Source organism: Streptomyces sp. GDS52, assembly GCF_052246875.1.
GTDB lineage: Bacteria > Actinomycetota > Actinomycetes > Streptomycetales > Streptomycetaceae > Streptomyces > Streptomyces cathayae.
In genome coordinates this window covers 1,155,376-1,177,517 of sequence record NZ_CM125966.1, presented here as the reverse complement: position 1 = coordinate 1,177,517, position 22,142 = coordinate 1,155,376, and the positions used below count along the sequence as shown (strand labels likewise).

The 22,142-nt window shown below is 73.6% G+C and carries 19 protein-coding genes; 10 read left to right on the top strand and 9 right to left on the bottom strand.

Annotated features, from left to right (window positions below; translation table 11 throughout):
• Positions 1-60: 60 nt before the first annotated feature.
• Positions 61-480, top strand: a complete 420-nt coding sequence (locus tag ACTWJ9_RS05185) for an NUDIX hydrolase (RefSeq protein WP_443295852.1) — start codon at positions 61-63, stop codon at positions 478-480.
• Here the strand turns inward: ACTWJ9_RS05185 and ACTWJ9_RS05180 are convergent.
• The 3 genes from ACTWJ9_RS05180 to ACTWJ9_RS05170 form a co-directional block, all read right to left on the bottom strand.
• The gene (locus tag ACTWJ9_RS05180; RefSeq protein ID WP_279332990.1) at positions 467-1,216 is read right to left on the bottom strand and encodes a hypothetical protein; all 750 of its coding nucleotides are present in this window, start codon (positions 1,214-1,216) and stop codon (positions 467-469) included. The two genes, ACTWJ9_RS05185 and ACTWJ9_RS05180, sit on opposite strands and share 14 nt — an antisense overlap.
• A gap of 30 nt (positions 1,217-1,246) precedes the next feature.
• The gene (locus ACTWJ9_RS05175; protein ID WP_279332989.1) at positions 1,247-2,662 is read right to left on the bottom strand and encodes a hypothetical protein; all 1,416 of its coding nucleotides are present in this window, start codon (positions 2,660-2,662) and stop codon (positions 1,247-1,249) included.
• Between the two features lie 240 nt (positions 2,663-2,902).
• Positions 2,903-4,159, bottom strand: a complete 1,257-nt coding sequence (locus ACTWJ9_RS05170) for an FAD-binding protein (RefSeq protein ID WP_279332988.1) — start codon at positions 4,157-4,159, stop codon at positions 2,903-2,905.
• 189 nt (positions 4,160-4,348) lie between these two features.
• On the opposite strand from ACTWJ9_RS05170, the gene ACTWJ9_RS05165 reads away from it, so the two are divergent.
• The 5 genes from ACTWJ9_RS05165 (at position 4,349) to ACTWJ9_RS05145 (ending at position 10,979) form a co-directional block, all read left to right on the top strand.
• The gene (locus ACTWJ9_RS05165; protein WP_279332986.1) at positions 4,349-5,674 is read left to right on the top strand and encodes a radical SAM protein; all 1,326 of its coding nucleotides are present in this window, start codon (positions 4,349-4,351) and stop codon (positions 5,672-5,674) included.
• A gap of 253 nt (positions 5,675-5,927) precedes the next feature.
• A complete protein-coding gene (locus ACTWJ9_RS05160; RefSeq protein ID WP_443295255.1) occupies positions 5,928-7,439 on the top strand; it encodes a cellulose binding domain-containing protein in 1,512 nt (503 codons plus the stop codon).
• A gap of 324 nt (positions 7,440-7,763) precedes the next feature.
• Positions 7,764-8,930 (top strand): ribosome small subunit-dependent GTPase A, encoded by a 1,167-nt coding sequence (gene rsgA / locus ACTWJ9_RS05155; RefSeq protein ID WP_279332984.1) that lies wholly within the window; start codon positions 7,764-7,766, stop codon positions 8,928-8,930.
• An 85-nt stretch (positions 8,931-9,015) separates the two neighbouring features.
• The gene (locus ACTWJ9_RS05150) at positions 9,016-10,422 is read left to right on the top strand and encodes a DNA-3-methyladenine glycosylase 2 family protein (RefSeq protein WP_279332983.1); all 1,407 of its coding nucleotides are present in this window, start codon (positions 9,016-9,018) and stop codon (positions 10,420-10,422) included.
• A gap of 47 nt (positions 10,423-10,469) precedes the next feature.
• The gene (locus ACTWJ9_RS05145) at positions 10,470-10,979 is read left to right on the top strand and encodes a methylated-DNA--[protein]-cysteine S-methyltransferase (protein WP_279337887.1); all 510 of its coding nucleotides are present in this window, start codon (positions 10,470-10,472) and stop codon (positions 10,977-10,979) included.
• Between the two features lie 25 nt (positions 10,980-11,004).
• On the opposite strand, the gene ACTWJ9_RS05140 is transcribed toward ACTWJ9_RS05145, so the two are convergent.
• Entirely contained in the window at positions 11,005-11,487 is a 483-nt protein-coding gene (locus tag ACTWJ9_RS05140; RefSeq protein ID WP_279332982.1) for a DUF456 domain-containing protein, read from the bottom strand.
• Between the two features lie 330 nt (positions 11,488-11,817).
• Here ACTWJ9_RS05140 and ACTWJ9_RS05135 point away from each other — a divergent pair, with 330 nt between their 5' ends.
• Positions 11,818-13,050: a protein phosphatase 2C domain-containing protein gene (locus ACTWJ9_RS05135; protein ID WP_443295254.1), complete on the top strand. Its 1,233-nt coding sequence runs from the start codon at positions 11,818-11,820 to the stop codon at positions 13,048-13,050.
• Positions 13,051-13,143: 93 nt separating this feature from the next.
• Positions 13,144-14,886 carry a pyruvate dehydrogenase gene (locus ACTWJ9_RS05130; protein ID WP_443295253.1) on the top strand — a complete coding sequence of 581 codons (1,743 nt, stop codon included), beginning with the start codon at positions 13,144-13,146 and terminating at the stop codon, positions 14,884-14,886.
• 32 nt (positions 14,887-14,918) lie between these two features.
• On the opposite strand, the gene ACTWJ9_RS05125 is transcribed toward ACTWJ9_RS05130, so the two are convergent.
• Complete coding sequence (locus ACTWJ9_RS05125; RefSeq protein WP_341483674.1) at positions 14,919-15,224, bottom strand: hypothetical protein; 306 nt, start codon at positions 15,222-15,224, stop codon at positions 14,919-14,921.
• 324 nt (positions 15,225-15,548) lie between these two features.
• Here ACTWJ9_RS05125 and ACTWJ9_RS05120 point away from each other — a divergent pair, with 324 nt between their 5' ends.
• Positions 15,549-15,971, top strand: a complete 423-nt coding sequence (locus ACTWJ9_RS05120; protein WP_279332979.1) for an ATP-binding protein — start codon at positions 15,549-15,551, stop codon at positions 15,969-15,971.
• Positions 15,972-15,985: 14 nt separating this feature from the next.
• On the opposite strand, the gene ACTWJ9_RS05115 is transcribed toward ACTWJ9_RS05120, so the two are convergent.
• Together ACTWJ9_RS05115 and ACTWJ9_RS05110 are read right to left on the bottom strand one after the other, a co-directional pair.
• Positions 15,986-17,029 carry a DUF2637 domain-containing protein gene (locus ACTWJ9_RS05115; RefSeq protein WP_279332978.1) on the bottom strand — a complete coding sequence of 348 codons (1,044 nt, stop codon included), beginning with the start codon at positions 17,027-17,029 and terminating at the stop codon, positions 15,986-15,988.
• 248 nt (positions 17,030-17,277) lie between these two features.
• Positions 17,278-18,132: a (2Fe-2S)-binding protein gene (locus ACTWJ9_RS05110; protein ID WP_443295252.1), complete on the bottom strand. Its 855-nt coding sequence runs from the start codon at positions 18,130-18,132 to the stop codon at positions 17,278-17,280.
• A 190-nt stretch (positions 18,133-18,322) separates the two neighbouring features.
• Here ACTWJ9_RS05110 and ACTWJ9_RS05105 point away from each other — a divergent pair, with 190 nt between their 5' ends.
• Complete coding sequence (locus ACTWJ9_RS05105; protein WP_279332976.1) at positions 18,323-19,180, top strand: GntR family transcriptional regulator; 858 nt, start codon at positions 18,323-18,325, stop codon at positions 19,178-19,180.
• Positions 19,181-19,196: 16 nt separating this feature from the next.
• Here ACTWJ9_RS05105 and ACTWJ9_RS05100 read toward each other — a convergent pair whose 3' ends face one another.
• Positions 19,197-19,964, bottom strand: a complete 768-nt coding sequence (locus ACTWJ9_RS05100) for a hypothetical protein (RefSeq protein ID WP_279332975.1) — start codon at positions 19,962-19,964, stop codon at positions 19,197-19,199.
• A gap of 234 nt (positions 19,965-20,198) precedes the next feature.
• Complete coding sequence (locus tag ACTWJ9_RS05095) at positions 20,199-21,923, bottom strand: PucR family transcriptional regulator (RefSeq protein WP_279332974.1); 1,725 nt, start codon at positions 21,921-21,923, stop codon at positions 20,199-20,201.
• Positions 21,924-22,142 lie beyond the last annotated feature (219 nt).

The following is a 22,142-nucleotide window of genomic DNA, read 5'->3' as shown; positions in this document are numbered from 1 at the left end:
AGAACCTTTGGACTCATCTCCGGCAAAGGACCGAGGAACCGAGGAACCATGAACGTAGACATGGACATCCCCGGCGAGAAACGGCTGGCGGCAGCGGTCGTGATGGACGACGAGGGGCGGGTGCTCCTGGTGCGTCGCAGCGCGACCGAGAGATTCCTGCCCCGGGTGTGGGGCGTGCCGTGCGGCAAGCTCGATCCCGGGGAGAGCGCCCCGGACGGTGCGTTGCGCGAGCTGAAGGAGGAGACCGGCCTGCTCGGCGAGATCGTGCGCAAGGTCGGCGAGTCGTCCTTCCTCAGCGAGTACGCGGGGCACGAGGTCAAGAACTGGCAGGAGAACTTCCTGGTCCGCCCGCTGTCCCGGGAGGTCACGCTGCCCAGTCCGGATCAGGACCACGCCTGGCTCCGACCGTCCGAGCTGACCGGTGTCGACATCGACGCCTACAACCTGGACGTCGTCCGGCAGGCGCTCACGGACTCCTGAGCAACTCCGCCAGCGCGCCCAGCGAGTCCAGGTAGGCCGGCACGTTCAGCGGTACCTTCGGCACCGCCGCCGGATGCGGGCCCGCCGCCGTGAACACGTCGGTGTGCCGCCGGCGTCGCCCGCCCGTCTCCAGGAACAGCGTCACCGTCGGCGCGTCCGTGTCGCACCAGGCGCGGTGCAGGGTGTGCGCCGGCAGGGCGTAGGTGCTGCCCGCCGCGTACCGGCCCAGATGGGTCAGGCGCAGCCGCGCCGGACCCGCCGGTGCCAGCAGCCAGTCGGCCGACCCCTCGGCCAGCGTCTCCTCGAACCGGGCCGCCCTGATCCCGGCGCTGACCCGCGCCCCGGGCCCCGTCTCGGGCAGTTCCTCGTACAACTCCGTGCACAGGCGCCCCCGGACGACATGGGAGGCCAGCGTCGAACGGTGGTTGTGGATGTCCTCCCGGCCGGTGCCGTCCGTGCCCGTGTGCCACACGTGTGCGCGCAGCATGTGCAGCGGGCCGGAGTCGACCAGCAGCAGCTTGTCGAAACCGAGGACGTGCCGGTACGACAGCCCGGCGCAGGCCTCCGGATCACCCGCCCCGGAGGCGAGTTCGGTGACCAGCTCCAACAGGCTTTCCGGTGACCCGAGTTCGGCGACGACCGCATGGGCCGCGGCCACCTGGTCCCGTTCGGGCAAGGTGTCGTCCAGGGTCCTCGCCAGCAGTCGCCGCGCCGCCAGAACCCGCTGACCGCCCATGCGTTCCGTCCTCCGTCCTCCGGTTCCCGCTCACCGCGCGGGTGCCGTCTCATCGGGCCGATAGGTCCACACCGCGTGGGCGCGCAGCGCCGTCACGCCCTGGTACGTCATCCACATCGGGCGCCGCAGCTCCGTGCTGTCGCCCCGCTCCCAGGACCAGATGCCGTCCTGCTGCGCCGCCCGCACCGAGGCGGCCGCGCCGTCCAGCAGTTCCCGCCAGGTGTTCTCCAGGCCGCTCTGCCGGGCGACCTCCAGCGCGCCCGGGGTCAGCAGGGCGCGCACGATCCAGGACGCGGTGAAGTGCCGTACGTTCAGGACCTCGTGGTGTGCGGGGTCGTCGGGGCGCGGGCGTCGTACCTCCTCGCGCCGGTACTCCAGGTCCAGGCAGGCGTGGTGCGGCGCGTCGGGGCAGGACAGCAGCCAGCGCACCCCGTCCTCGCGGGCGGCCCGCACCGCCGCGCTCTCGCCCAGGACACGGGCCGCGCGGTCGAGGGCGAGCACTGCCTGCGCGGTGTGCACCGGGGACGGCGGCCCGTACGGCGCGTCGAGCCGATAGCCCCAGCAGCGCAGATGGTCCCGGCCCGGGTCGCTGATGGCTCCGTCGACGAGGGCCTCCCGCAGCACCGGCAGGGCGTCGCAGCCGGGTGCGGCGCGCAGCAGTCCGCGCAGCACCGTCGTCATCACATGGGTCGACTCGTGTCCGGCCCGGTCGGCCGCACGGGTGAAGGCCGCCGTGCAGAGGTCCACCTCCCGCGCCAGCCGCCCGCCCCGGGTCGCGCCCGCGCGGGCCAGGGCGCCCAGCACCAGCGCGGTCACCTCGGGGCGGGCCCGCGCGCCCTGCGACCGCGCCGACCAGCCGCCGTCGGGCAGCCGCAACCGCCAGAGCGTGTCGGCCAGTTCGCCCGGCGTGAGACGCCCGTCGGGCAGGCCCGACTCGAGCATGATCTGCAGCCCGTACGCCGTGCCGACCGAGGTGGGGCGGGACGGGGTGCTCTCGCCCAGGGAGTGCGACCAGCCGACGAGCCGTCCGCGCTCCGGATCGTCGACGACGGACACCTCGCCGACGAGGGTGTCGTGGGTGGCCGCGAACAGGCGCGGGAGCGGGCCGGGCTCCGGGCCGGCGAGGGGCGCGGGAGGCGGGAGGAGCCGCTGGTCCGGAGCCGCGGCACGGGCCCGTAGCAGGGCCGCGGCGAGCCAGGCGGCGAGCGCGGTGCCGAGGCCGCTCACCGACGCGATCAGGTACTTCGCGGCCTCCCCGTCGACGGAGTCGGGCAGCACCTCGAAGAGGAACTGGAACACGGCGTATCCGGCGGCCGCGCAGCCGAACCCGCCCAGCCAGCCCACGAAACGGGTCGGCCGGGAGGCCGCGTCGCCCCCTGCGACGGGGGTGCGGTCGTCCGGACGGGCGGGGCGCAAGGGGCCGCGGCCGAGCTGCTGTGGGGACAAGTCGCGCTCCATCCCCTCCCGTTGGGCGGCACATGACGTCCGCGATCACGCCATCTTAGAAAGAAAGTCTCCTCCTCAACGTCCGTACCGCTGTTTTCGCCGTCTCACACCCGGCACCGCCGTCCGATGCGTGACCGTGGCACATACGGCCTCTCCCGGACTCGTCTCCGGCTCTCCCGGGTCCGGTTCGTCAGGACGATGTGCGGGGTCTCGAACGTCCTGCCCCAGGAGGCGTCGACGTCACTCGCCCAGGACGTCGCGGACGAACGTGTTGGTGAACTTCCCCCCGGGGTCCAGGGACCGGGCCAGGGCCCGGAAGTCGTCCAGCCGCGGGTAGCGGGCGCGCAGGTCGGCCGCCGGCGTGGTGAACACCTTTCCCCAGTGCGGTCGCGCCTCGAAGGGCGCCAGCGCCTCCTCCAGCCGCCGCACCACGGGCAGCACGGCCGAGGTGTCCGCCACCCAGGTGAAGTGGGCGGCCACGGTGTCCCGGCCGTGGCAGGGGCTGAGCCACTGGTCGTCGGCGGCCACCGTCCGCACCTCGCAGGTCTGCAGCACGGGGGAGACGGCCTCCCGGATCCCGTCGATCGCGTGCAGCATGTCGAGGGCGAACCGGCGCGGCAGCAGGTACTCCGACTGCAGCTCCGACCCGCTGCTCGGGGTGAACTCCGCGCGGAAGTGCGGCAGCCGCTCGTGCCAGGGCCCCGGTACCCCGAACTGCTCCGTGCAGTTCACCGCCGGCATGCCGGGCACGGGGTGCAGTTTCTCGGTCGCGGGCGCCGCCCAGGGGAAGTCCGGCAGCGGCTGGTCCGTACGCCGCTTCACCCACACCTGCCGGAAACCCGGCGCGCCCCAGTCGGTGAACAGGCTCACGCTGTACGCGGCCGACATCACCTTCTCGAAGGTGGCGGCGTCCAGCCCGGCCTGCGGGAGCTCGGTGAACAGATGCTGCTCGACGTCGTAGGCGGGCGTCAGGTCCAGGGTGAGCGCGGTGACCACACCGAGCGCCCCGAGCGAGGTGACCGCCCCGCCGAACCGCGCTTCGTCCCCGCGGTCGATCCGCAGCGTCGAACCGTCCGCCGTGACCAGTTCCACCGTCCGCACGGACGAGGCGAGCGGGCCGTTGCCGACGCCGGAGCCGTGCGTGCCGGTGGCGACCGAGCCGGCCACCGAGATGTGCGGGAGCGACGCCATGTTCGCCAGCGCCAGCCCGTGCCGGTGCACCTGCCGGGCCAGCTCGGCGTACCGCACGCCGCCGCCGACCCGGACCGCCCTGGCGGCCGTGTCCACGTCGATCTGCGGGGGCAGCGCGTCGAGGGAGAGCAGGACGCCGTCCGCACCGGCCTCGGCGATCTCGTTGAAGGAGTGCCCGCTGCCCAGGACCCGCACCCGGGAGCCGCCGGCGACCAGCGCGCGCAGCGCGTCCAGGGTGGGCGGGCGGTGCAGTTCCTCGGCGGCGTACGTGATGTTGCCGGCCCAGTTGGTCACGGTCCCGGTCATGCGGCGGTCCCTCCCCGAGTCGTCGAGCGTGTCGGGGACATCACATCACCGCGCCGACCGGCGCCGCCGCCGGGGGCTTCCGGTCCGTTCGCCGGACCCGGTTGCACACCCGAGGGGGTCGGGGGCATACCGTGAGGAGTCGTACGTCCGAGCCGGGAGTCGTACGTCCGAGCCGGAAGGAGACACGGGATGGGCAGCGGCAGCCGTACCGCGCTGGTCGAGGATCTGATGGAGCGGTTCCCGCATGTGCCGCGCGAGGCCGTCTTCAAGGAGGACCTGCTCCGGGGCGGGATCGCCTTCGACCCGTCCGCGCTCAGCGACAACGAGAAGGGCGAGGTCAAGCCGAAGTCGTACTTCATCTTCTCCTTCGACCACGGCACGCTGCCCGAGCTGGGCGAGGCCGCGCTGCGGCGCCCGCCCGAGGAGATCATCCTCACCGGCGGCCCCTACGACCTGCGCCGCACGGTCGTCTCCGTCCGGGTGAACCCGGCGTCCCCGTACCGGGTCGCCGCGAACGAGGACGGCGTGCTCGGCCTCTACCTCGACGGGAAGCGCATCGCCGACGTCGGCGTGCCGCCGATGCCCGAGTACTACCGGCACACCCTCTCCAACGGGAAGTCCGTCATGGAGGTGGCCCCGACCATCCAGTGGGGCTACCTGATCTACCTGACCGTCTTCCGGGTCTGCCAGTACTTCGGCGCCAAGGAGGAGTGCCAGTACTGCGACATCAACCACAACTGGCGCCAGCACAAGGCGGCCGGCCGTCCCTACACCGGGGTCAAGGACGTCGAGGAGGTCCTCGAGGCCCTGGAGATCATCGACCGGTACGACACGGCGAAGGCGTCCACCGCCTACACCCTCACCGGCGGCGCGATCACCAAGACGGTCGCCGGCCGTGACGAGGCCGACTTCTACGGGCACTACGCCAAGGCCATCGAGGAGCGCTTCCCCGGCCGCTGGATCGGCAAGGTCGTCGCCCAGGCGCTGCCCAAGGACGACGTGCAGCGCTTCAAGGACTACGGCGTGCAGATCTACCACCCCAACTACGAGGTGTGGGACGAGTACCTGTTCAAGATGTACTGCCCGGGCAAGGAACGCTACGTCGGCCGCGACGAGTGGCACAAGCGCATCCTGGACTCCGCGGACGTCTTCGGCGCGCGCAACGTCATCCCCAACTTCGTGGCGGGCGTGGAGATGTCCGAGCCGTTCGGCTTCGCCACCGTCGACGAGGCCATCGCCTCGACCACCGAGGGTCTGCGCTTCTTCATGTCGCACGGCATCACGCCCCGCTTCACCACCTGGTGCCCCGAGCCGACGACCCCGCTCGGCAAGGCCAACCCGCAGGGGGCGCCGCTGGAGTACCACATCCGGCTGCTCGAGGCGTACCGCGCCACGATGGACGAGTTCGGCCTGGCCTCGCCCCCCGGCTACGGCCTGCCCGGACCCGGCCGCGCGGTGTTCTCCGTCAGCTCCTTCATGGACAGCCTCCCGGAGGAGACGCCCGTCGAGGCGTGAGGACTCCCGGGCCCCCCCCGAGGGGCCGTGAGCAAGGCCGAGAGGGCCGGAACCGAGACGGTTCCGGCCCTTCTTGCGTAGGGTGCCCGAGGGGGGCGTACGCGGGCGTGCGCGGGCGCCGTGGCGCACGAAGCGGAGACAGCGCTTGTCAGTTGTGGCGACAGCGTGAAAAGCTCGTCCACCGCCCCTGCGGTTTCCCCCAACTGCTTTGCCGATGTCACGAGTTGACCTTGTCCGTGGATGCAGGAGACTTATGTCCGACCTGTCGGCCCCCCAGGACGCCACCGAGGCGGCACTGTTCTCCGAGTGCTGGGACGCGGTGCTCTCCTACGCCGACCTGTGCACGGCCGGCTCCACCGCCGCCGCGCAACTGGCGCGCGAGGCGTTCGCCCAGGGCATACGCGAGGTGCGCGAAGCGGAGGCGACCACCGTACGCGCGGCCGGCCGCCGCTCGTCCAGGCTGCCCCGAATACCCCTGCTGCTGACCGCCGTTCGCACCACCGCGGCGGCCTGGGAGGAGAGCGGACAGGGCCACCGGCTCGATCCCGACCTGCGGCTGTGGCTCCACTCCGAGAACGCCGCCCGCTTCACCGGCCCACCGCTGTCGCGCCCGGTCGCCCTGCGCGGACTGCGCGATCTGCAGCAGGCCGACGCCGAACTGCTGTGGCTGGCCGAGGCGGAGTCCCTCCCGCTGCCCCTGGTGGCCCGTCGGCTGGGCCTCGACGCCGCCACCGCCGCCGACGAACTCGCCCAGGTCCGCGGCTTCTTCCGGGACCGGTGCCACCGCAACCACCTCGACTCCCCGATGGACGCGGAGTGCCGCAGCTACGCCCGGCTGCTGGACGCCGTCACCCGCTCGCCCGCCGCCGACACCCCCGAGGACCTCTCCAAACACCTCGCCACCTGCGTACGCTGCGCCGAGGCCGCGGCCTGCCTCCGACTGCACGGCGGCGGGCTGCCCGGCGCCCTCACCGGCGGGGTCCTCGGCTGGGGCGGCCTGGCCTACCTGGAGCGCCGCCGCCGCGCGGCCGAGGCGCGGCTCGGCCCCGGCCGCCCCGACGGCCCCGACGCGGGCGGCGACCCGGCCGACGGAACCGGCCGGGCACGCGCCACCCGCAACGGGCTGCTGGTCGCCGCCGTCCTGGTGTCCGGCCTCGCCCTCGCCGTCTCCCTGATGCCGTTCGGCGGCACGGACGCCGACAAGGCGATCCGCACCGGCGCCACCCCTGGACCGGCGGCCGACCCGGGCCTGTACCCGCCCGCGGCCCCCGCCCCCACCCCCACCGTTTCCGCCACTGACTCCGGCCCCGCCTCCCCCGACACCCCGCAGCCGTCCTCCGAAGGCACCCCGGACCCGGCGAAACCCCACCCCGACCCCGACCCCGAGCCCCAGGGCAGCACCACCGCCACCGCCCCCACCGCGCCCCGGACCACCGCGTCCAGCCGGCCGTCCGTCTGCCACGCCGCGTACGACCTGGTCAACCAGTGGCCCGTCGGCTTCCAGGCCACCGTCACCGTCACCACGACGGAGCCCCTCGACTCCTGGCGCGTGGCCTTCACCTTCGAGGACGGTCAGCGCGTCACCCAGATGTGGGACGCCGACGTCAGCCAGAACGGCCCCCGCGTCACCGCCACCGCCACCGACTACAACAAGGCCGTCCCCGCCGGCGGAAAGCTCGCCTTCGGCTTCATCGCCTCCTGGGCCGGCACGAACCCCCCACCCTCCGCCATCACCCTCGACGGCCACTCCTGCACGACCGGGTGACGCGATCCGGCCCGAAGCCCCCGGGTGTCCGGGGCGCCCGTTGAAGGCGCTCGCTGAAGGCGCCCGTTAAATCGGTGGCGCCCCGGGCCGGTGGTTTCCTACAGTGAGGGCCGCAGCACACAAGCGGCGCGCGCATGCGCCGCGGTCCGCTGCCGCCGGATCGAGCGAGGGACGGGAGGTGTGACCGATGGCTGTCTTTGCGACGGGCGCTGCCCGCATCCAGGAATCCATCCGTTTCATCTCCGTGGCCACCGGCTGACCTCAGCTTTCCGTTCCGCGCGTCGTCGCGCGGCCGCCGGGGCCACCCTCGCGAAGGGTCACCCCTTGAGTTCCACCTCTTCTTTCACCTCTTTCACCTCCCTCCCCTCGTCGCCGTCCTCCGTGCTGGCCGCCTACGGCTGGGACGGGACGTGGGCCGACGCGTTCGCCCCCTACGCGGCCGAAGGGCTGGTGGCCGGGCGTGTGGTGCGGGTCGACCGCGGGCAGTGCGACGTGGTCACCGCCGACGGGACCGTACGGGCCGACACCGCGTTCGTCACCCCGCACGACCCCCTGCGGGTCGTGTGCACCGGGGACTGGGTCGCCGTCGAACCGGAGGGCCACACCCCGCGCTACGTACGGGCGTACCTGCCGCGACGTACCGCCTTCGTGCGCTCCACCTCCTCCGGGCGGTCCGAGGGACAGATCCTCGCCGCCAACGTCGACCACGCCGTCATCGCCGTCTCGCTCGCCGGCGAGCTGGACCTGGCGCGGATCGAACGGTTCCTCGCCCTCGCCTGGCAGTCCGGGGCGCAGCCGGTGGTCGTGCTCACCAAGGCCGACCTGGTGCCGGACGCGGTGACCCGGGCCCATCTGGTCCAGGACGTGGAGACCACCGCGCCCGGCGTCCCGGTGCTCGCCGTCAGCGCTCGGGAGGATGGGGGTACCTCCCTGCTCGAGCGAAGCCGAGAGCTTGGGGGAGGGCTGGACGTCCTCGCCGCGGTCGTCTCCGGCGGTACGTCGGTGCTGATCGGCGTGTCGGGCGCGGGCAAGTCCACCCTGGCCAACGCGCTCCTCGGCGAGGACGTGATGGACGTCCAGGCGGCCCGGGAGGTCGACGGCAAGGGCCGCCACACCACCACCACCCGCAACCTGCTCGCCCTGCCCGGCGGGGGAGTCCTCATCGACACCCCGGGCCTGCGGGGCGTCGGGCTCTGGGACGCCGGCAGCGGCGTCGGCCAGGTGTTCTCCGAGATCGAGGAGCTCGCCGGGGACTGCCGTTTCCACGACTGCGCGCACGAGAGCGAACCGGGGTGCGCGGTCCTCGAGGCCGTCGGGACGGGCGCCCTGCCGGAACGCCGCCTCGAGAGCTACCGCAAGCTGCTGCGGGAGAACCAGCGCATCGTCGCCAAGACCGACGCGCGGCTGCGCGCGGAGATCCGCAGGGAGTGGAAGCGGAAGGGGGCGATGGGCAAGGCGGCGATGGAGGCGAAGCGGGGCCGCCTGCGCTGACCCACCGGCGCACCCCCCGCCCCGCACCTCCCTGTCCGATTTCCGCCAGCCGGTCTGCCCCGGCCGGCGGAGACTGGACGGTGTGATGGACGAGGACAGCAGGTACGAGGCGGTGCGCAGCCGGGACGGACGGTTCGACGGCGCGTTCTTCTTCGCCGTCGGGACGACCGGGATCTACTGCCGTCCCAGCTGCCCCGCCGTCACACCGAAACGACGCAACGTGCGGTTCTTCGCGACCGCCGCCGCCGCGCAGGGCGCCGGATTCCGGGCCTGCCGGCGGTGCCGTCCGGACGCCGTCCCCGGCTCCGCCGAGTGGAACGTGCGCGCCGACGTGGTGGGCCGGGCCATGCGGCTGATCGCCGACGGGGTGGTCGACCGCGAGGGCGTCGCCGGACTGGCCGCCCGGCTCGGCTACAGCGCCCGCCAGGTGCAGCGCCAGCTCACCGGCGAACTGGGCGCCGGGCCCGTCGCCCTCGCCCGCGCGCAGCGCGCGCACACCGCGCGCGTACTGCTGCAGACCACCGGGCTCCCGATCACCGAGATCGCCTTCGCCGCCGGGTTCGCCAGCGTGCGGCAGTTCAACGACACCGTCCGGGCCGTGTACGCCATGACCCCCACCGCACTGCGCGCCACCGCACCCGGCGGCGGCCGGGCCGCCGCCCGCCGTACGGCCACCCCCGCGGCGGGCATCCCCGTGCGGCTCGCCCACCGCGGCCCGTACCAGCCCCGCCCCGTCTTCGACCTGCTGGAACACGAGGCCGTCCCGGGCGTCGAGGACGTCACCGGGGCCCCGGGTGCCCGCACCTACCGGCGCACCCTGCGGCTCCCGTACGGCATCGGCGTCACCGCCGTCGACGAACGTCCCGGGACCACGCGCACCGGCTCCGCGGCCCACCCCGGAGGCTGGCTCGACGCCCGCATCCACCTGACCGACCTCCGGGACCTGACCACCGCCGTACAGCGGCTGCGCCGCCTCTTCGACCTGGACGCGGACCCGTACGCCGTGGACGAACGGCTCGGCGCCGACGCGCGGCTCGCCCCACTGGTCGCCGCCCGGCCCGGACTGCGCTCGCCGGGCACCGCCGACCCGGAGGAACCCGCGGTCCGGGCCCTGGTGGGCCGCGAGGAGGCCGCGCGGCTGGTCCAGCGGTACGGCAAGAGGCTCGACGCCCCCTGCGACGGCCTCACCCACCTCTTCCCCGAACCGGCCGTCCTCGCCGAGGCCGAACCCGGCGGCACCCTGGGCGCGCTCACCGCCGCCCTCGCGGACGGCACCGTACGCCTCGACCCCGGCGCCGACCGGGACGACACCGCGGACGCCCTGCGCGCCGTTCCCGGCCTGGACGCCCGTACCATCGCCGAGATCCGCACCCGTGCCCTCGGCGACCCGGACGCGGCCCCACCCGGTCCGGAACTGCCCGGCAGCTGGCGCCCCTGGCGCTCATACGCACTGAACCACCTGCGCGCGGCAGGGGAGTTGGAGTACCGATGACCACGACGAACGCGACGAACGCGATGAACGCGGCGAATACGGCGAACATGGCGAACGTGACGAGCACCCCGCACCCGTACTGGACGAGCGTGCCGAGTCCGCTCGGGCCGCTGCTCCTCACCGCCGGACCGGACGGGGAGCTGACCTCGCTCTCCGTGCCCGGCCAGAAGGGCGGTCGCGGTGTGCCGGAAGGCGGGCGGCAGGACCCGGGACCGTTCCGCGCGGCGGAGGAACAGCTCGCCGCGTACTTCGCCGGTGAGCTGAGGGATTTCCGGCTGCCCCTGCACACCGCCGGCACCCCCTTCCGGGAGAAGGTCTGGGCCGCGCTCGACGACGTCCCCTACGGGTCGACCGTGTCGTACGGCGAGATCGCCGCCCGGATCGGCGCCTCCCGGGCCGCCGTACGGGCCGTGGGCGGCGCGATCGGCGCCAACCCGCTGCTGATCGTGCGCCCCTGCCACCGGGTGATCGGCGCCGACGGGACCCTGACCGGATACGCGGGCGGCCTGGACCGCAAGGTACGCCTGCTCACCCACGAAGGAGCGCTCCGCCCGTAGCCGGGGCCCGTCGTGTCCGGGGCGCTCAGCCCCAGAACACCGCGCCGAGCCAGGCCACCGTGATCAGCTGACAGGTGAACAGCTCGGTCAGCAGGCTCCAGCCGCCCGCGCGCATCGCCGTACGCGTCGCCGCGACCGCTTCGCCGTGGCGTCCCAGACGGATCCGCTCGCCGGCGTAGATCCCGGCCACGAAGCCCGGGACGGAGCCCAGCACGGGCACCAGGACGAAGCCGAGGAACGACCCCGCGCCGGCGTACGCCCGCACCCGCCCCGCGGTCCCGTCGGCCCGCAGCCGGCGGGGCGGCAGCGTCCAGCGGACCACCTGGGAGAGGAGCAGGGCGGCGGTCGACCCGACGAGCACCCACCACGCCACGGGCCGCGGGTCCTTCAGGGCCCACCAGAGGATCCCGGCCCACACCAGCCACGACCCCGGCACCCCGGGCAGCAGTACTCCGCACAGGCCGAGCAGGATCACCAGTCCGGCCAGCAGGAGGTCCCACGCTCCCATCGGATCTCTTTCGAGGGAACCACCGGTTTCAGCCGGTGGGGGAATCGAATCCCTGATGTACGTTTCTGGTGTCCCGCAAGGGATCGGTTCGGGCTGGACCGCAACCCTCGGGTGGGAAGCCTTCTTCCTTCGGGAGGGGGAGCGGAGTCACTGGTCCAGGGTGCCGGAAGACGGCAGAAGGCGCAGACCGGGTGCGCCGAACCCGCACCGCCCCCGTCTGCCGGACGGCAGGCTCCCCGCGGCGGGTGGCGTGCCGTCGCCGCCCGGCGCCGGGGACGGATTTCCCGATGCCCAGTTTCCCCAGGGCCCTCGCGGTGGAGAATTGAGGGTATGAGTGAGCAGGGGGGCGGGTCCGCCGGCCACCAGGACGACTGGTGGCGGCAGTTGTACGACGCCGAGGCCGGCGGCGACACGGGCCCCGCGCCCGCGGCCGACTCCCTCGACGACCGCTTCGAATCCGCGGCCGGCACGGTGAACGAGAGACCGGCCGCGCCCGCCGCCGAGGCCGTGCCCACCCCCGCCGACGCCCCCGCCGACCCCCGTGCCCCGCGGGTTCCGCGTGCCCCGCGCCGCGTCCGCCCCGCCGAAGCGCCGCCGGTGCCGGGCGGCCGTGTGGGTCCTCGTCCGCCCGTCTACGACGCCGAACCCACCGCGCTGCCCGCCGCCGACCCCCACGCACTGGACGACCTGGTCCCGGACACCGTGCTGGACGGCGCCCGGTACGGGGCCTGCACCCTGCGGGCCGTGTCCGTACGGGGCGACTTCGCGCGCCACCGGGGCGAACCGCGGCGGGACGCCCTGCTGACCGCCCGGTTCGGCAGCGGGGACCGGGCACTGGTGCTGGTGGCGGTCGCGACCGGCGCACGGGCCGCTCCCGGCGCGCACCGCGCGGCCGCCGAGGCCTGCCGGTGGATGGGCGAGGCGGTGGGCCTCAGCCACTCCCGCCTCGCCGAGGACATCAGGGCCGCCCGGCGCGGCGAACTCAAGTCCGGACTGCACCGCCTCACCGACCGCACCCTCGGCAGGCTCCGCGCGGGCGCCGCCGAACAGGGCCTCGCACCCGAGGCGTACGGGGCCACCCTGCGCTGCCTCCTGCTGCCCGCCGACCCCGAATGCCGTATCCGGGTGTTCTTCGGCGTCGGCACCGGCGGCCTGTTCCGGCTGCGGGACGGCGCGTGGCAGGACATCGAACCGAAGGCCGCCGAGGCCAGGGGAGAGGCCGTGATGGGCTTCGGCTCGCCGCCCTCCGAGACCCCCGAGGGCGACCGGCTCACCATGGACCTCGGCATCCCGACGCCCCCGAGCCCCTACGAGCCCGCCCCCGGCCCCCCGCGCGAACCCTTCCGCTTCCGTACCTCCGTAGCCCGCCAGGGTGACACCCTCCTGCTGTGCAGTACGGGCCTCGCCGATCCGCTGCGCGGCGAGCGGGAACTCCGGGCCCACCTGGCCGAGCGGTGGTCCCGCCCCGAACCACCGGGCCTCGCCGTCTTCCTCACCGACGCCCAGGCACGGGTCAAGGGGTACGGGGACGACCGTACGGCCGCCGCCGTCTGGGAGGCGTGAGCGCGTCGGGTGTGAATTCATGGACCCCGGAGGGAGATCCAGAAGCCCGCAAGCCCGAGGGAATCACGGACACCGAAGGGGCACACGAGAGTCATGGCCAAACAGAACGTCGCGGAACAGTTCGTCGACATCCTGACCCGCGCGGGAGTCAAGCGTCTCTACGGCGTCGTCGGCGACAGCCTCAACCCCGTGGTCGACGCCGTGCGCCGCAACTCCGCCATCGACTGGGTCCACGTCCGGCACGAGGAGACCGCCGCCTTCGCCGCCGGTGCCGAGGCCCAGATCACCGGCCGGCTCACCGCCTGCGCCGGCTCCTGCGGGCCCGGCAACCTCCACCTCATCAACGGGCTGTACGACGCCCACCGGTCCATGGCCCCGGTCCTCGCCCTCGCCTCGCACATCCCGTCCAGCGAGATCGGCCTCGGCTACTTCCAGGAGACCCATCCCGACCAGCTGTTCCGCGAGTGCAGCCACTACAGCGAGATGATCTCCAGCCCGCAGCAGATGCCCCGGCTGCTGCACACCGCCATCCAGAACGCGGTGGGCCGCTCCGGGGTCAGCGTCGTCACCCTGCCCGGCGACATCGCCGACCACGCCGCCCCGGAGAAGGCCGTGGAGACCGCCCTGGTCACCTCCCGGCCCACGGTCCGGCCCGGCGACGCCGAGATCGACCGGCTCGTCGACATGATCGACGCGGCCGGGAAGGTCACCCTCTTCTGCGGCGCCGGCACGCAGGGCGCGCACGCCGAGGTCATGGAGTTCGCCCAGAAGATCAAGTCCCCGGTCGGGCACGCCCTGCGCGGCAAGGAGTGGATCCAGTACGACAACCCGTACGACGTCGGCATGAGCGGGCTGCTCGGGTACGGCGCCGCCTACGAGGCCACCCACGAGTGCGACCTGCTGATCCTGCTCGGCACCGACTTCCCGTACAACGCCTTCCTGCCCGACGACGTGAAGATCGTCCAGGTCGACGTGCGGCCCGAGAACCTCGGCCGCCGCTCGAAACTGGACCTCGCGGTGTGGGGCGACGTACGGGAGACGCTGCGCTGTCTGACCCCGAGGGTCAGGACCAAGGACGACCGCAGGTTCCTCGACCGGATGCTGAAGAAGCACGCGGGCGCGCTGGAGGGGGTGGTGAAGGCGTACACCCGGAAGGTCGAGAAGCACGTGCCGATCCACCCCGAGTACGTGGCCTCCGTGCTGGACGAACTCGCCGACGAAGACGCGGTGTTCACGGTTGACACCGGGATGTGCAACGTCTGGGCGGCCCGCTACATCTCGCCCAATGGCCGCCGCCGGGTCATCGGCTCGTTCTCCCACGGCTCGATGGCGAACGCGCTGCCGATGGCGATCGGGGCGCAGTTCGTCGACCGGGGCCGACAGGTCGTGTCGATGTCCGGGGACGGCGGATTCACCATGCTCATGGGCGACTTCCTCACCCTCGTCCAGTACGACCTGCCGGTGAAGGTCGTCCTCTTCAACAACTCCTCGCTCAGCATGGTCGAGTTGGAGATGCTGGTCGCCGGGCTGCCCTCGCACGGAACCGCCATGAAGAACCCCGACTTCGCCGCCGTCGCCCGCGCCTGCGGCGCGCACGGGGTGCGGGTGGAGAAGCCGAAGGAACTCGCCGGGGCCCTCAAGTCGGCGTTCAAGCACAAGGGCCCGGCCCTCGTCGACATCGTCACCGACCCCAACGCGCTGTCCATCCCGCCGAAGATCAGCGCCGAGATGGTGAGCGGTTTCGCGCTGTCCGCGTCGAAGATGGTGCTGGACGGCGGGGTCGGCCGGATGCTCCAGATGGCGCGTTCCAACCTGCGCAACGTGCCCCGGCCGTAGGGCCTGTTCGCCGGATCAGGCCGTAACGGGATTCAGCCCGTCCGGGGCGCCCGGCGGCGGGCTGCGGTGTCGTACTCGTAGCGGGGCGGGCCCTCGGTGCCGCTGGTGTGGAACGGACGGTCCCGGTCGTCGATCCGCACGGTGCCGGAGCGGCCGGCCGAGGACCGGTCCGGCACCGTGCGCCGGAGGCAGTCGTGGGCCCCGGTCCGGGCGGTGACCCGCAGCACCTCCGGGTCCGTCGCGGAGACCCGGTGGGGCATGCGGACCGCCGGGATCGGCGTACCGGCGTCGTTCCCGGCGGCCGCGCGGGCGATGGGCCGGTTCTTGTCCAGGTCCACGTCGAAGTACCGCGGGGGCAGACGCCGCCGCAGCCCTGGCCCATGGCGTACGCGTTGCCCGGGACGGGACGGGGCGGGTGCTGCCGGTCACCCGGACCCGCAACGCCGTGAGAACGGCCCCGCACACGTGTGTGGCCGTTGAAGTTCGGCCAATAACCGGCCTTGACCACGCCCCATGACTTGGCGCGCGGGTGACGGGGCATGGTTTCCCGTGGACGTGTTCGAGCCGCAGGGGGAACCGACACCACGACGCGGGCGGGGGCCATGAGAAGGCAGGCACGAGGGGGTGGTCCCGGTACGGCCGGGACGATCCGGGAGACGACCGTGGAGGAGACGGCCGACGGCGACGGGGAGCGGACCCCGGCGGCACGGCTACGACGCCGGCTGGGGCGCGCGGACCTGCGGGCGGTGCCCGAGTCCCGCCACGACCTGCGCGAACTGCTCAGGCACTGGGGCAGCCCCGGACAGTCGGAGACGGCCGAGCTGCTCACCACCGAGCTCGTCACCAACGCGCTGGTCCACACCGACCGGGCGGCGGTCCTCACCGCCACCGTCGGACCCCGCGGACTACGGGTCGAGGTACGGGACTTCGTGCACGACGAACCCCGGCCGCGGGTACCGGACGCAGGTGACGGTACGCACGGCCGGGGGCTGGTGCTGCTCGACCGCCTCGCCGACGCGTGGGGGATCAGGGCGCACGCGGTGGGCAAGGCGGTCTGGTTCGAACTCGACGCGGACGCCGCCTGACGCGCCGTCGCCCGTCAGCCGAACTGCTGCTCCAGGTCCTTGAGCTTGCGCTCCAGGGAGTCCAGGCGCGGCAGTGCCTGGGTGTCGTCCTCCGCGGTGAGGTCCACGGTCATCGGGTCGGAACCGCCGCGTACCGGCTGGAGGGAGGGACGCGCACGCATCGGCAGGGCCTCCGGCGCCGGTATGACGGGCTCCGCGGAGACCATGTCGTCGGCCCGCTCCACCGTCGGAGCCTGGGCCGGGTGGCCGGCGCCCCGGCCCAGGACACCGCGGTGGCCGCGGCTGATCGCCTTCAGCCGCGCCCGCTCCACCCGCTCGTGGTCGCGCCTGCGCCGTCGCGTCTCGTCCTTCTGGCGCTGGTCCTCGCGGACCTCCTCGACCGCCTCGTCCAGGCTGCGCACGCCCTCCAGGAGCATCAGCGACCAGGCACGGTACGTCTCGCGGGGGGCCCGCAGCCAGCGGACGATACGGATCTGCGGCAACGGGCGCGGCACCAGGCCCTGTTCGCGCAGGGCGGCCCGGCGGGTCTGCTTCAGCGCGCGGTCGAACAGCACGGCCGCCGACAGGGACATGCCCGCGAAGAAGTGCGGGGCGCCCGCGTGTCCGAGGCCCCGGGGGGCGTGCACCCAGTTGAACCAGGCCGCGGCGAACGCGAACGTCCACACGAGGATGCGGGAGCCGAGCGCCGCGTCACCGTGGCTCGCCTCGCGCACGGCGAGCACCGAGCAGAACATCGCCGCGCCGTCCAGACCGAAGGGGACGAGGTACTGCCAGCCGCCGGACAGGCCGAGGTTCTGCTCACCGAAGCCGACCAGGCCGTGGAAGGAGAGCGCCGCCGCCACCGCCGCACAGCAGAACAGCAGGATGTAGGAGACGGTGCCGTAGAGGGCCTCCTTGCGCCTGCGGCGCTCCTCGCTGCGCTCCCACGAGTCGTCCGCACGCGTGTCCTTGACCGAGGAGCGCTTGCCGCGCGCGAGCACCGCCACCGCCGCCGACATGCCCAGGAGCAGTACGGCGCCCGGAAGCAGCCAATTCAGCGATATGTCGGTCAGTCTCATCTAGGGGTCCCTTGCATTGGGATAGGGCGTAACGCCCGCCATAGTGGCCCAGTCCCACCGTCCCTCAGGGGATTTCGGAGCAAGTGGCGTCCATCGGAGCGCGAGGGGACACCCAGGGCGTCATTCCGTTCGAACTGACGCTTGAGTTGCGGGAGTTGGGTTCGATTGAGACTACTCGTACGAGTGGTTCGGTGGAGGGTTCTCGCGACAAGTGAGGGAATGGTGAATCGACTGTGACCTTCGTGACGTCAACTCGCCTTCGCGAGCTCCCTGGTGACGGCCTTCGGGCCCCCGCAGGTGCGCGGGCAGGTGGCGCAGATGTCCTCGGGGCGCAGGGTGTAGAACATGCAGCAGCTGATCCGGTCCCGGGTGTGCGTCGGCCCGCCCTCGGGCCCGCTCACCCGGCGGAACCCTGCCGCGCCGACGTACGGCCTGGTCGCGCCGGGCAGCAGCAGTTCCAGCTCCCGCAGGGCCCGCTCCTCCTCGCCGAGCAGCTGGCCGACGTACCGCAGGCTCTCCACGATCTCGTCGGTCGCCATGCCCCACAGGGCGCGGCCGCGCCGCCGCATCCGCGGGCCGAAGCCCGTCAGGACGGGTTCGAGGTGCTCGGCGACGGCGGTCCGCACCTCGGCCCGCAGCGCCTCCTCGTCCGCCACCACGCGGGCGCCGGGCAGCGAGGCCGCCGGGTCGCCGGGGAGGCAGGCGAAGGTGTCCGGCCGTACGGCCATGCGGCCCACGGCGAGTCCGGCGGCGGTGCGGTCGAAGGAGACGTGCGTCACGGGATAGCGCGGCACGCGGCGGTGCAGGAACCACGGCACGGTGATCAGCAGGCAGGCGGGCCAGGCGTAGCGGTGCAGTCCGAAACTGGCGACCACGTCCGGGCGGGCCCGCTGCTCGTAGTCCCGCAGTATCTGGCTCTCGTCCCAGGCCAGGAAGGCGTCCAGCGCGCTCCCGCCGTCCCCTTCGGCCAGGGCGTCGGCGGCGACCCAGGCGCCGCCCCGGGGGGTCTCCTCGCCGGCGGCGAGTTCGGTGACGACGAGTGCCGGGAAGACCTCTGCCAAGCGGGCGTACGCGTCCGCGACGGCCGAACCGGGCACTGCCATGGGACCACCCCTGCACGTCTCGTCGAGCCGGACCGAAGCCCGCCCGACACCGGGTCAATAAAGGTAAGCCTCACCTTACCTAAGATCGTCGGAATGTGAACCGGGGGCCCGCTGCCCTTAAGGTGCTTGACGAGCGAGTGACAAGCCGTCGTAATGACCCCAAGTACCGATACATCCGGAGGAGGGCCCGGTGAAGCAGGGCACGGAGGGCTTTGTCGGGGTGGACGACACGGGGACCGGACGGGACGCCACGGGCAGGGCCGGGGTGCCCGCCCGGCCCGGCGCGGAGGACGTGGACCGGCCGCGGAACCGGCCGCGAGGTGAGGGGGCCGGCGCCGCCGCGCCCGGCAGGGCCGGGGCCGACGGCGTACGCGGTGAGCACACGCACGGCGAACCGGCCCTTCCGTTGCCCCGGCGGCCCGTCCAGCGGTCCTCCGTACGCGGGCAGATCCTCGCCGCGCTGCGCACCGCCCTGGTGACGGGTGATCTGCGGCCCGGTGCGGTGTACTCCGCGCCGGTGCTGGCCGAGCGGTTCGGGGTCTCCGCGACACCGGTCCGCGAGGCCATGCAGCAACTCACCCTGGAGGGCGCGGTCGAGGTGGTGCCGAACCGGGGGTTCCGGGTCGTGGAGCGGGGCGACCGGGAGCTGGCCGAACTGACCGAGGTCCGGGCGCTGATCGAGATCCCGGTGGTGCTGCGGCTGTCCCGTACGGTGCCCGCCGAACGCTGGGCCGAACTGCGCCCCCTCGCCGAGGCCACGATCCGCGCCGCCTCCTCCGGCTGCCGTGCCACGTACGCCGAGTCCGACCGCGCCTTCCATCGCGCGGTGCTGGCCCTGGCCGGCAATGAACAGCTGCTCCGGATCGCCGAGGACCTGCACCGCCGCGCCCAGTGGCCCCTGATGGGCTCCGCCCCCGGAGCCCGGGGCGGCGCGGCGCGGCTGGTGGCCGACGCTCACGAACACACCGCCCTGCTGGACGCGTTGATCGCGGGTGACCCGGACGCGGTGCGGTCACTGGTGGAGGACCACTTCACCGGGGAGCTCTGAGGACGCCGGGGCGCCGCTACGCCGGGGCCGCCCCCGGCGCCGGCGGGGTCAGTTGGCGGGCCAGCCAGGTGGGGACCCCGCCGAGCAGGCGCAGCAGGCGGCGGGCCTCCTCCCGCAGGCGGGACGCCTCCGGGTCGGTCTCCGTGTCGGCGAGGGAGACCAGGGCCGGGGCCGTGCCGACCAGATAGCCCAGCTCCTCGCGGATCCGCAGTGATTCGGCGAAGCCGTGCCGGGCTTCCGCCAACTCGCCGTCTCTCAGGGCGAGTCCGGCGAGGTGACGCCAGGTGCCGGAGAGCAGCAGCGGATCGGCGTGCGCGGTGGCGCCCGCGTGGGCGCGGTGGTACGCGGCGCGCGCCGACTGCGGGGACCGGGTCAGGTTCTCGGCGATCAGCCCGCGCCGGAAGTCCAGCAGCGCCCGCGCCGCGACTCCCGGCGGGATCAGCGCCGCCGCCCGCCCGAGCGCGGCCCGTGCCTCGTCGGCCCGGTCCCGCACGCCGAACAGGGTGGCGGCGTAGGCCAAGTACCCGCGTTCGCAAGCGGCCGCGCCCCGCTCGTCGTCGCTGTCGGCCAGCGCCTCGGCCGTGCGCAGCGCGTCCTCGGCCTCCTCCCACCCCGCCTCGGTGTACAGGCACCGTTCCACCAGGAGCGACGCCCGCTGCAGCGCGGTGGCCGGGGTCACCGGGGTGAGCAGGGCGGCGGCGTCGGCCCAGCAGGCGCGTGAGCGCAGCCGCCATACCGCGGTCTGGAGGGGATCGTCGCCAGCGGTCGTTCCGTTACCAGACATGGCGGTATGCGCCACGTTGCCCTCCCCGAGCACGCCTTCGAGCTGTTGAGTGGTGGCCGCATCTCAGCACGAACAACGGGGCCGGGCCAAGAGGGTGGGTGAAGGATTTCACAAAGTCCTGGACCGGTGGGCGGGAACAGGCAACTCCCCGGCGGCGCCCGTGAGTCCCCACCGGCGCGCGAATCCGTCGCACGCCACCCCCGCCCCGCCCCGGCTCCCGTCGGCGGCCCGCCGTCAGCTCATGCGGAGGGCCAGGAAGAAGTCCAGTTTGTCCTCCAGGCGGGACAGGTCGCGGCCCGTCAGCTGCTCGATGCGGCCCACCCGGTACCGCAGGGTGTTGACGTGCAGATGCAGCCGGGAGGCGCAGCGGGTCCAGGAGCCGTCGCAGTCCAGGAAGGCTTCCAGGGTGGGGATCAACTCGGCGCGGTGGCGCCGGTCGTACTCCCGCAGCGGGTCCAGGAGACGGGCGGTGAAGGCCCGGCGTACGTCGTCGGGGACGAAGGGGAGCAGCAGGACGTGCGAGGCCAGCTCGTGGTGGCCGGCCGCGCAGACCCGGCCCGGACGGGCCGCGGCCACGCGCCGCGCGTGCCGCGCCTCCTCCAGGGCCCCGCGCAGTCCCTCCGCCGAGTGCACGGCCGCGCTGACCCCGAGCGTGAGCCGCCCGGCGCCGTCCAGTCCGGCCGTCAGCGGGTCCCGTACGGACTCCAGCAGGGTCTCCGCGAGGATCCCGCTCTGCGCGGAGCCCTCGTGCTCGCCCGCCACCGCCGGCAGCGGGACGAGCGCGATCGCCTCCTCCCCGGTGTGCGCCACCGCGAGCCGGTCGGACTGCTCGGGCCCCGTCGACGCCGGGTCGACCAGGATCTCCTCGAGCAGCGCCTGCGCGGCCGGACCGCTCTCGGCCCCGCCGCCGTCCCGGTCGATACGGGCCACGACCACCTGCCAGTGCGGCGCGGCCCCCAGTCCGGGCAGCAGCACCGGCGCCGCCACCCGCAGCCGGGCCGCGACCTCGGCCGGCGCGGCTCCCGCCTGCACCAGCTCCAGCACCTCGTGCGCGAGCCGGCGGCGCACCGTGCGCGCCGCGTCCCGGCGGTCCCGCTCGACCGCGATCAGCTGGGTGACACCGTGCAGCAGGTCCAGCCGTTCCCCGGCCCAGTCCCCGGCGTCCGCCTCGACCGCCAGCAGCCAGTCCGACAGCACCGTCCCCCGGTCGTCCGGGCCCTCCTGTCCCCCGGGGGCGTCCCGCCCGTCGCGCGGGGTCCGCGCGGTCTGTGGGGAGGGCCCGCCGCCGCGTACCGGGAAGAGGCTGTACGTGGTGCGGTCGTCCAGCGTCACCCGGTGCGGTCCGGGCCGGCCGGAACGCGCGGCCGCCAGCTGCTCCGCCACGAGCCGTGCGCCCACGTCCGCGGGCAGCCCCGGCCCCGCCGTCTTCGAACCGGCGATCAGCCGCCCGGTGGGCGAGAGCAGCCACGCCCGCAGGTCCAGGTCGGTGCCGAGCAGATCGAGCACCACGTCCGGGCCGCCGCCCGCCGGGCCCGACGTCATCATCCGCCGGTGCCGGTCCACCACGGCCGCGAGGTCCCCGGCCCGCTCGCCGGACACCTTCCGTACGACGTGCTCGGTGACGGTCGCGAAGGCCACCGACTCGTGCACCGCGAACAGCGGCAGCCGGTGCCGGGCGCAGGCCGTGATCAGGTCGTCAGGGATGTCGCCCAGCTCGGCCTCACCGGCCGCCAGGGCGGCGATCCCCGCCCGCACCATGCGCCGTACGAACGGTTCCGAGTCGGCGGGGTCCCGGCGCCAGGCCAGACCCGTGAGCACCAGTTCCCCGCCCGAGAGATAGCGGCTGGGGTCCTTGAGGTCGGTGGTCATCACCCCGTGCACGGTGCGGTCCAGCTCGTCCTCGCCGCCGAGCAGCCTGAGGCCCAGCGCGTCGGTCTCCAGCAGTGCGCGCAGCCGCATTCTCGTCGCCGCCGTTCCCTGTGTGTCGATGTGTGCGTGGATGTGTGCGTCATGTGCGCCATGTACGGCAATGCGCACGTTGAGGTGTGTGTCGGTGCCTACGATGGGCTGTGGAGAGGCTCCCGTGGTGTGGGTGCGGCGTCCGGCAGGCGGCTGACCGGTTGCGGTCGGCCGTCTATCAGAAGAGTGCTCTCCGTGTCCTCCGTATCCGCTGTTCCT

Coding starts and splice junctions, on each gene's coding strand:
- ACTWJ9_RS05185 (WP_443295852.1), top strand. CDS start 61: ATGGACATCCCCGGCGAGAAACGGCTGGCGGCAGCGGTCGTGATGGAC.
- ACTWJ9_RS05180 (WP_279332990.1), bottom strand. CDS start 1,216: ATGGGCGGTCAGCGGGTTCTGGCGGCGCGGCGACTGCTGGCGAGGACC.
- ACTWJ9_RS05170 (WP_279332988.1), bottom strand. CDS start 4,159: ATGACCGGGACCGTGACCAACTGGGCCGGCAACATCACGTACGCCGCC.
- ACTWJ9_RS05165 (WP_279332986.1), top strand. CDS start 4,349: ATGGGCAGCGGCAGCCGTACCGCGCTGGTCGAGGATCTGATGGAGCGG.
- ACTWJ9_RS05160 (WP_443295255.1), top strand. CDS start 5,928: ATGTCCGACCTGTCGGCCCCCCAGGACGCCACCGAGGCGGCACTGTTC.
- ACTWJ9_RS05150 (WP_279332983.1), top strand. CDS start 9,016: ATGGACGAGGACAGCAGGTACGAGGCGGTGCGCAGCCGGGACGGACGG.
- ACTWJ9_RS05145 (WP_279337887.1), top strand. CDS start 10,470: ATGGCGAACGTGACGAGCACCCCGCACCCGTACTGGACGAGCGTGCCG.
- ACTWJ9_RS05140 (WP_279332982.1), bottom strand. CDS start 11,487: ATGGGAGCGTGGGACCTCCTGCTGGCCGGACTGGTGATCCTGCTCGGC.
- ACTWJ9_RS05135 (WP_443295254.1), top strand. CDS start 11,818: ATGAGTGAGCAGGGGGGCGGGTCCGCCGGCCACCAGGACGACTGGTGG.
- ACTWJ9_RS05130 (WP_443295253.1), top strand. CDS start 13,144: ATGGCCAAACAGAACGTCGCGGAACAGTTCGTCGACATCCTGACCCGC.
- ACTWJ9_RS05115 (WP_279332978.1), bottom strand. CDS start 17,029: ATGAGACTGACCGACATATCGCTGAATTGGCTGCTTCCGGGCGCCGTA.
- ACTWJ9_RS05110 (WP_443295252.1), bottom strand. CDS start 18,132: ATGGCAGTGCCCGGTTCGGCCGTCGCGGACGCGTACGCCCGCTTGGCA.
- ACTWJ9_RS05100 (WP_279332975.1), bottom strand. CDS start 19,964: ATGTCTGGTAACGGAACGACCGCTGGCGACGATCCCCTCCAGACCGCG.
- ACTWJ9_RS05095 (WP_279332974.1), bottom strand. CDS start 21,923: ATGCGGCTGCGCGCACTGCTGGAGACCGACGCGCTGGGCCTCAGGCTG.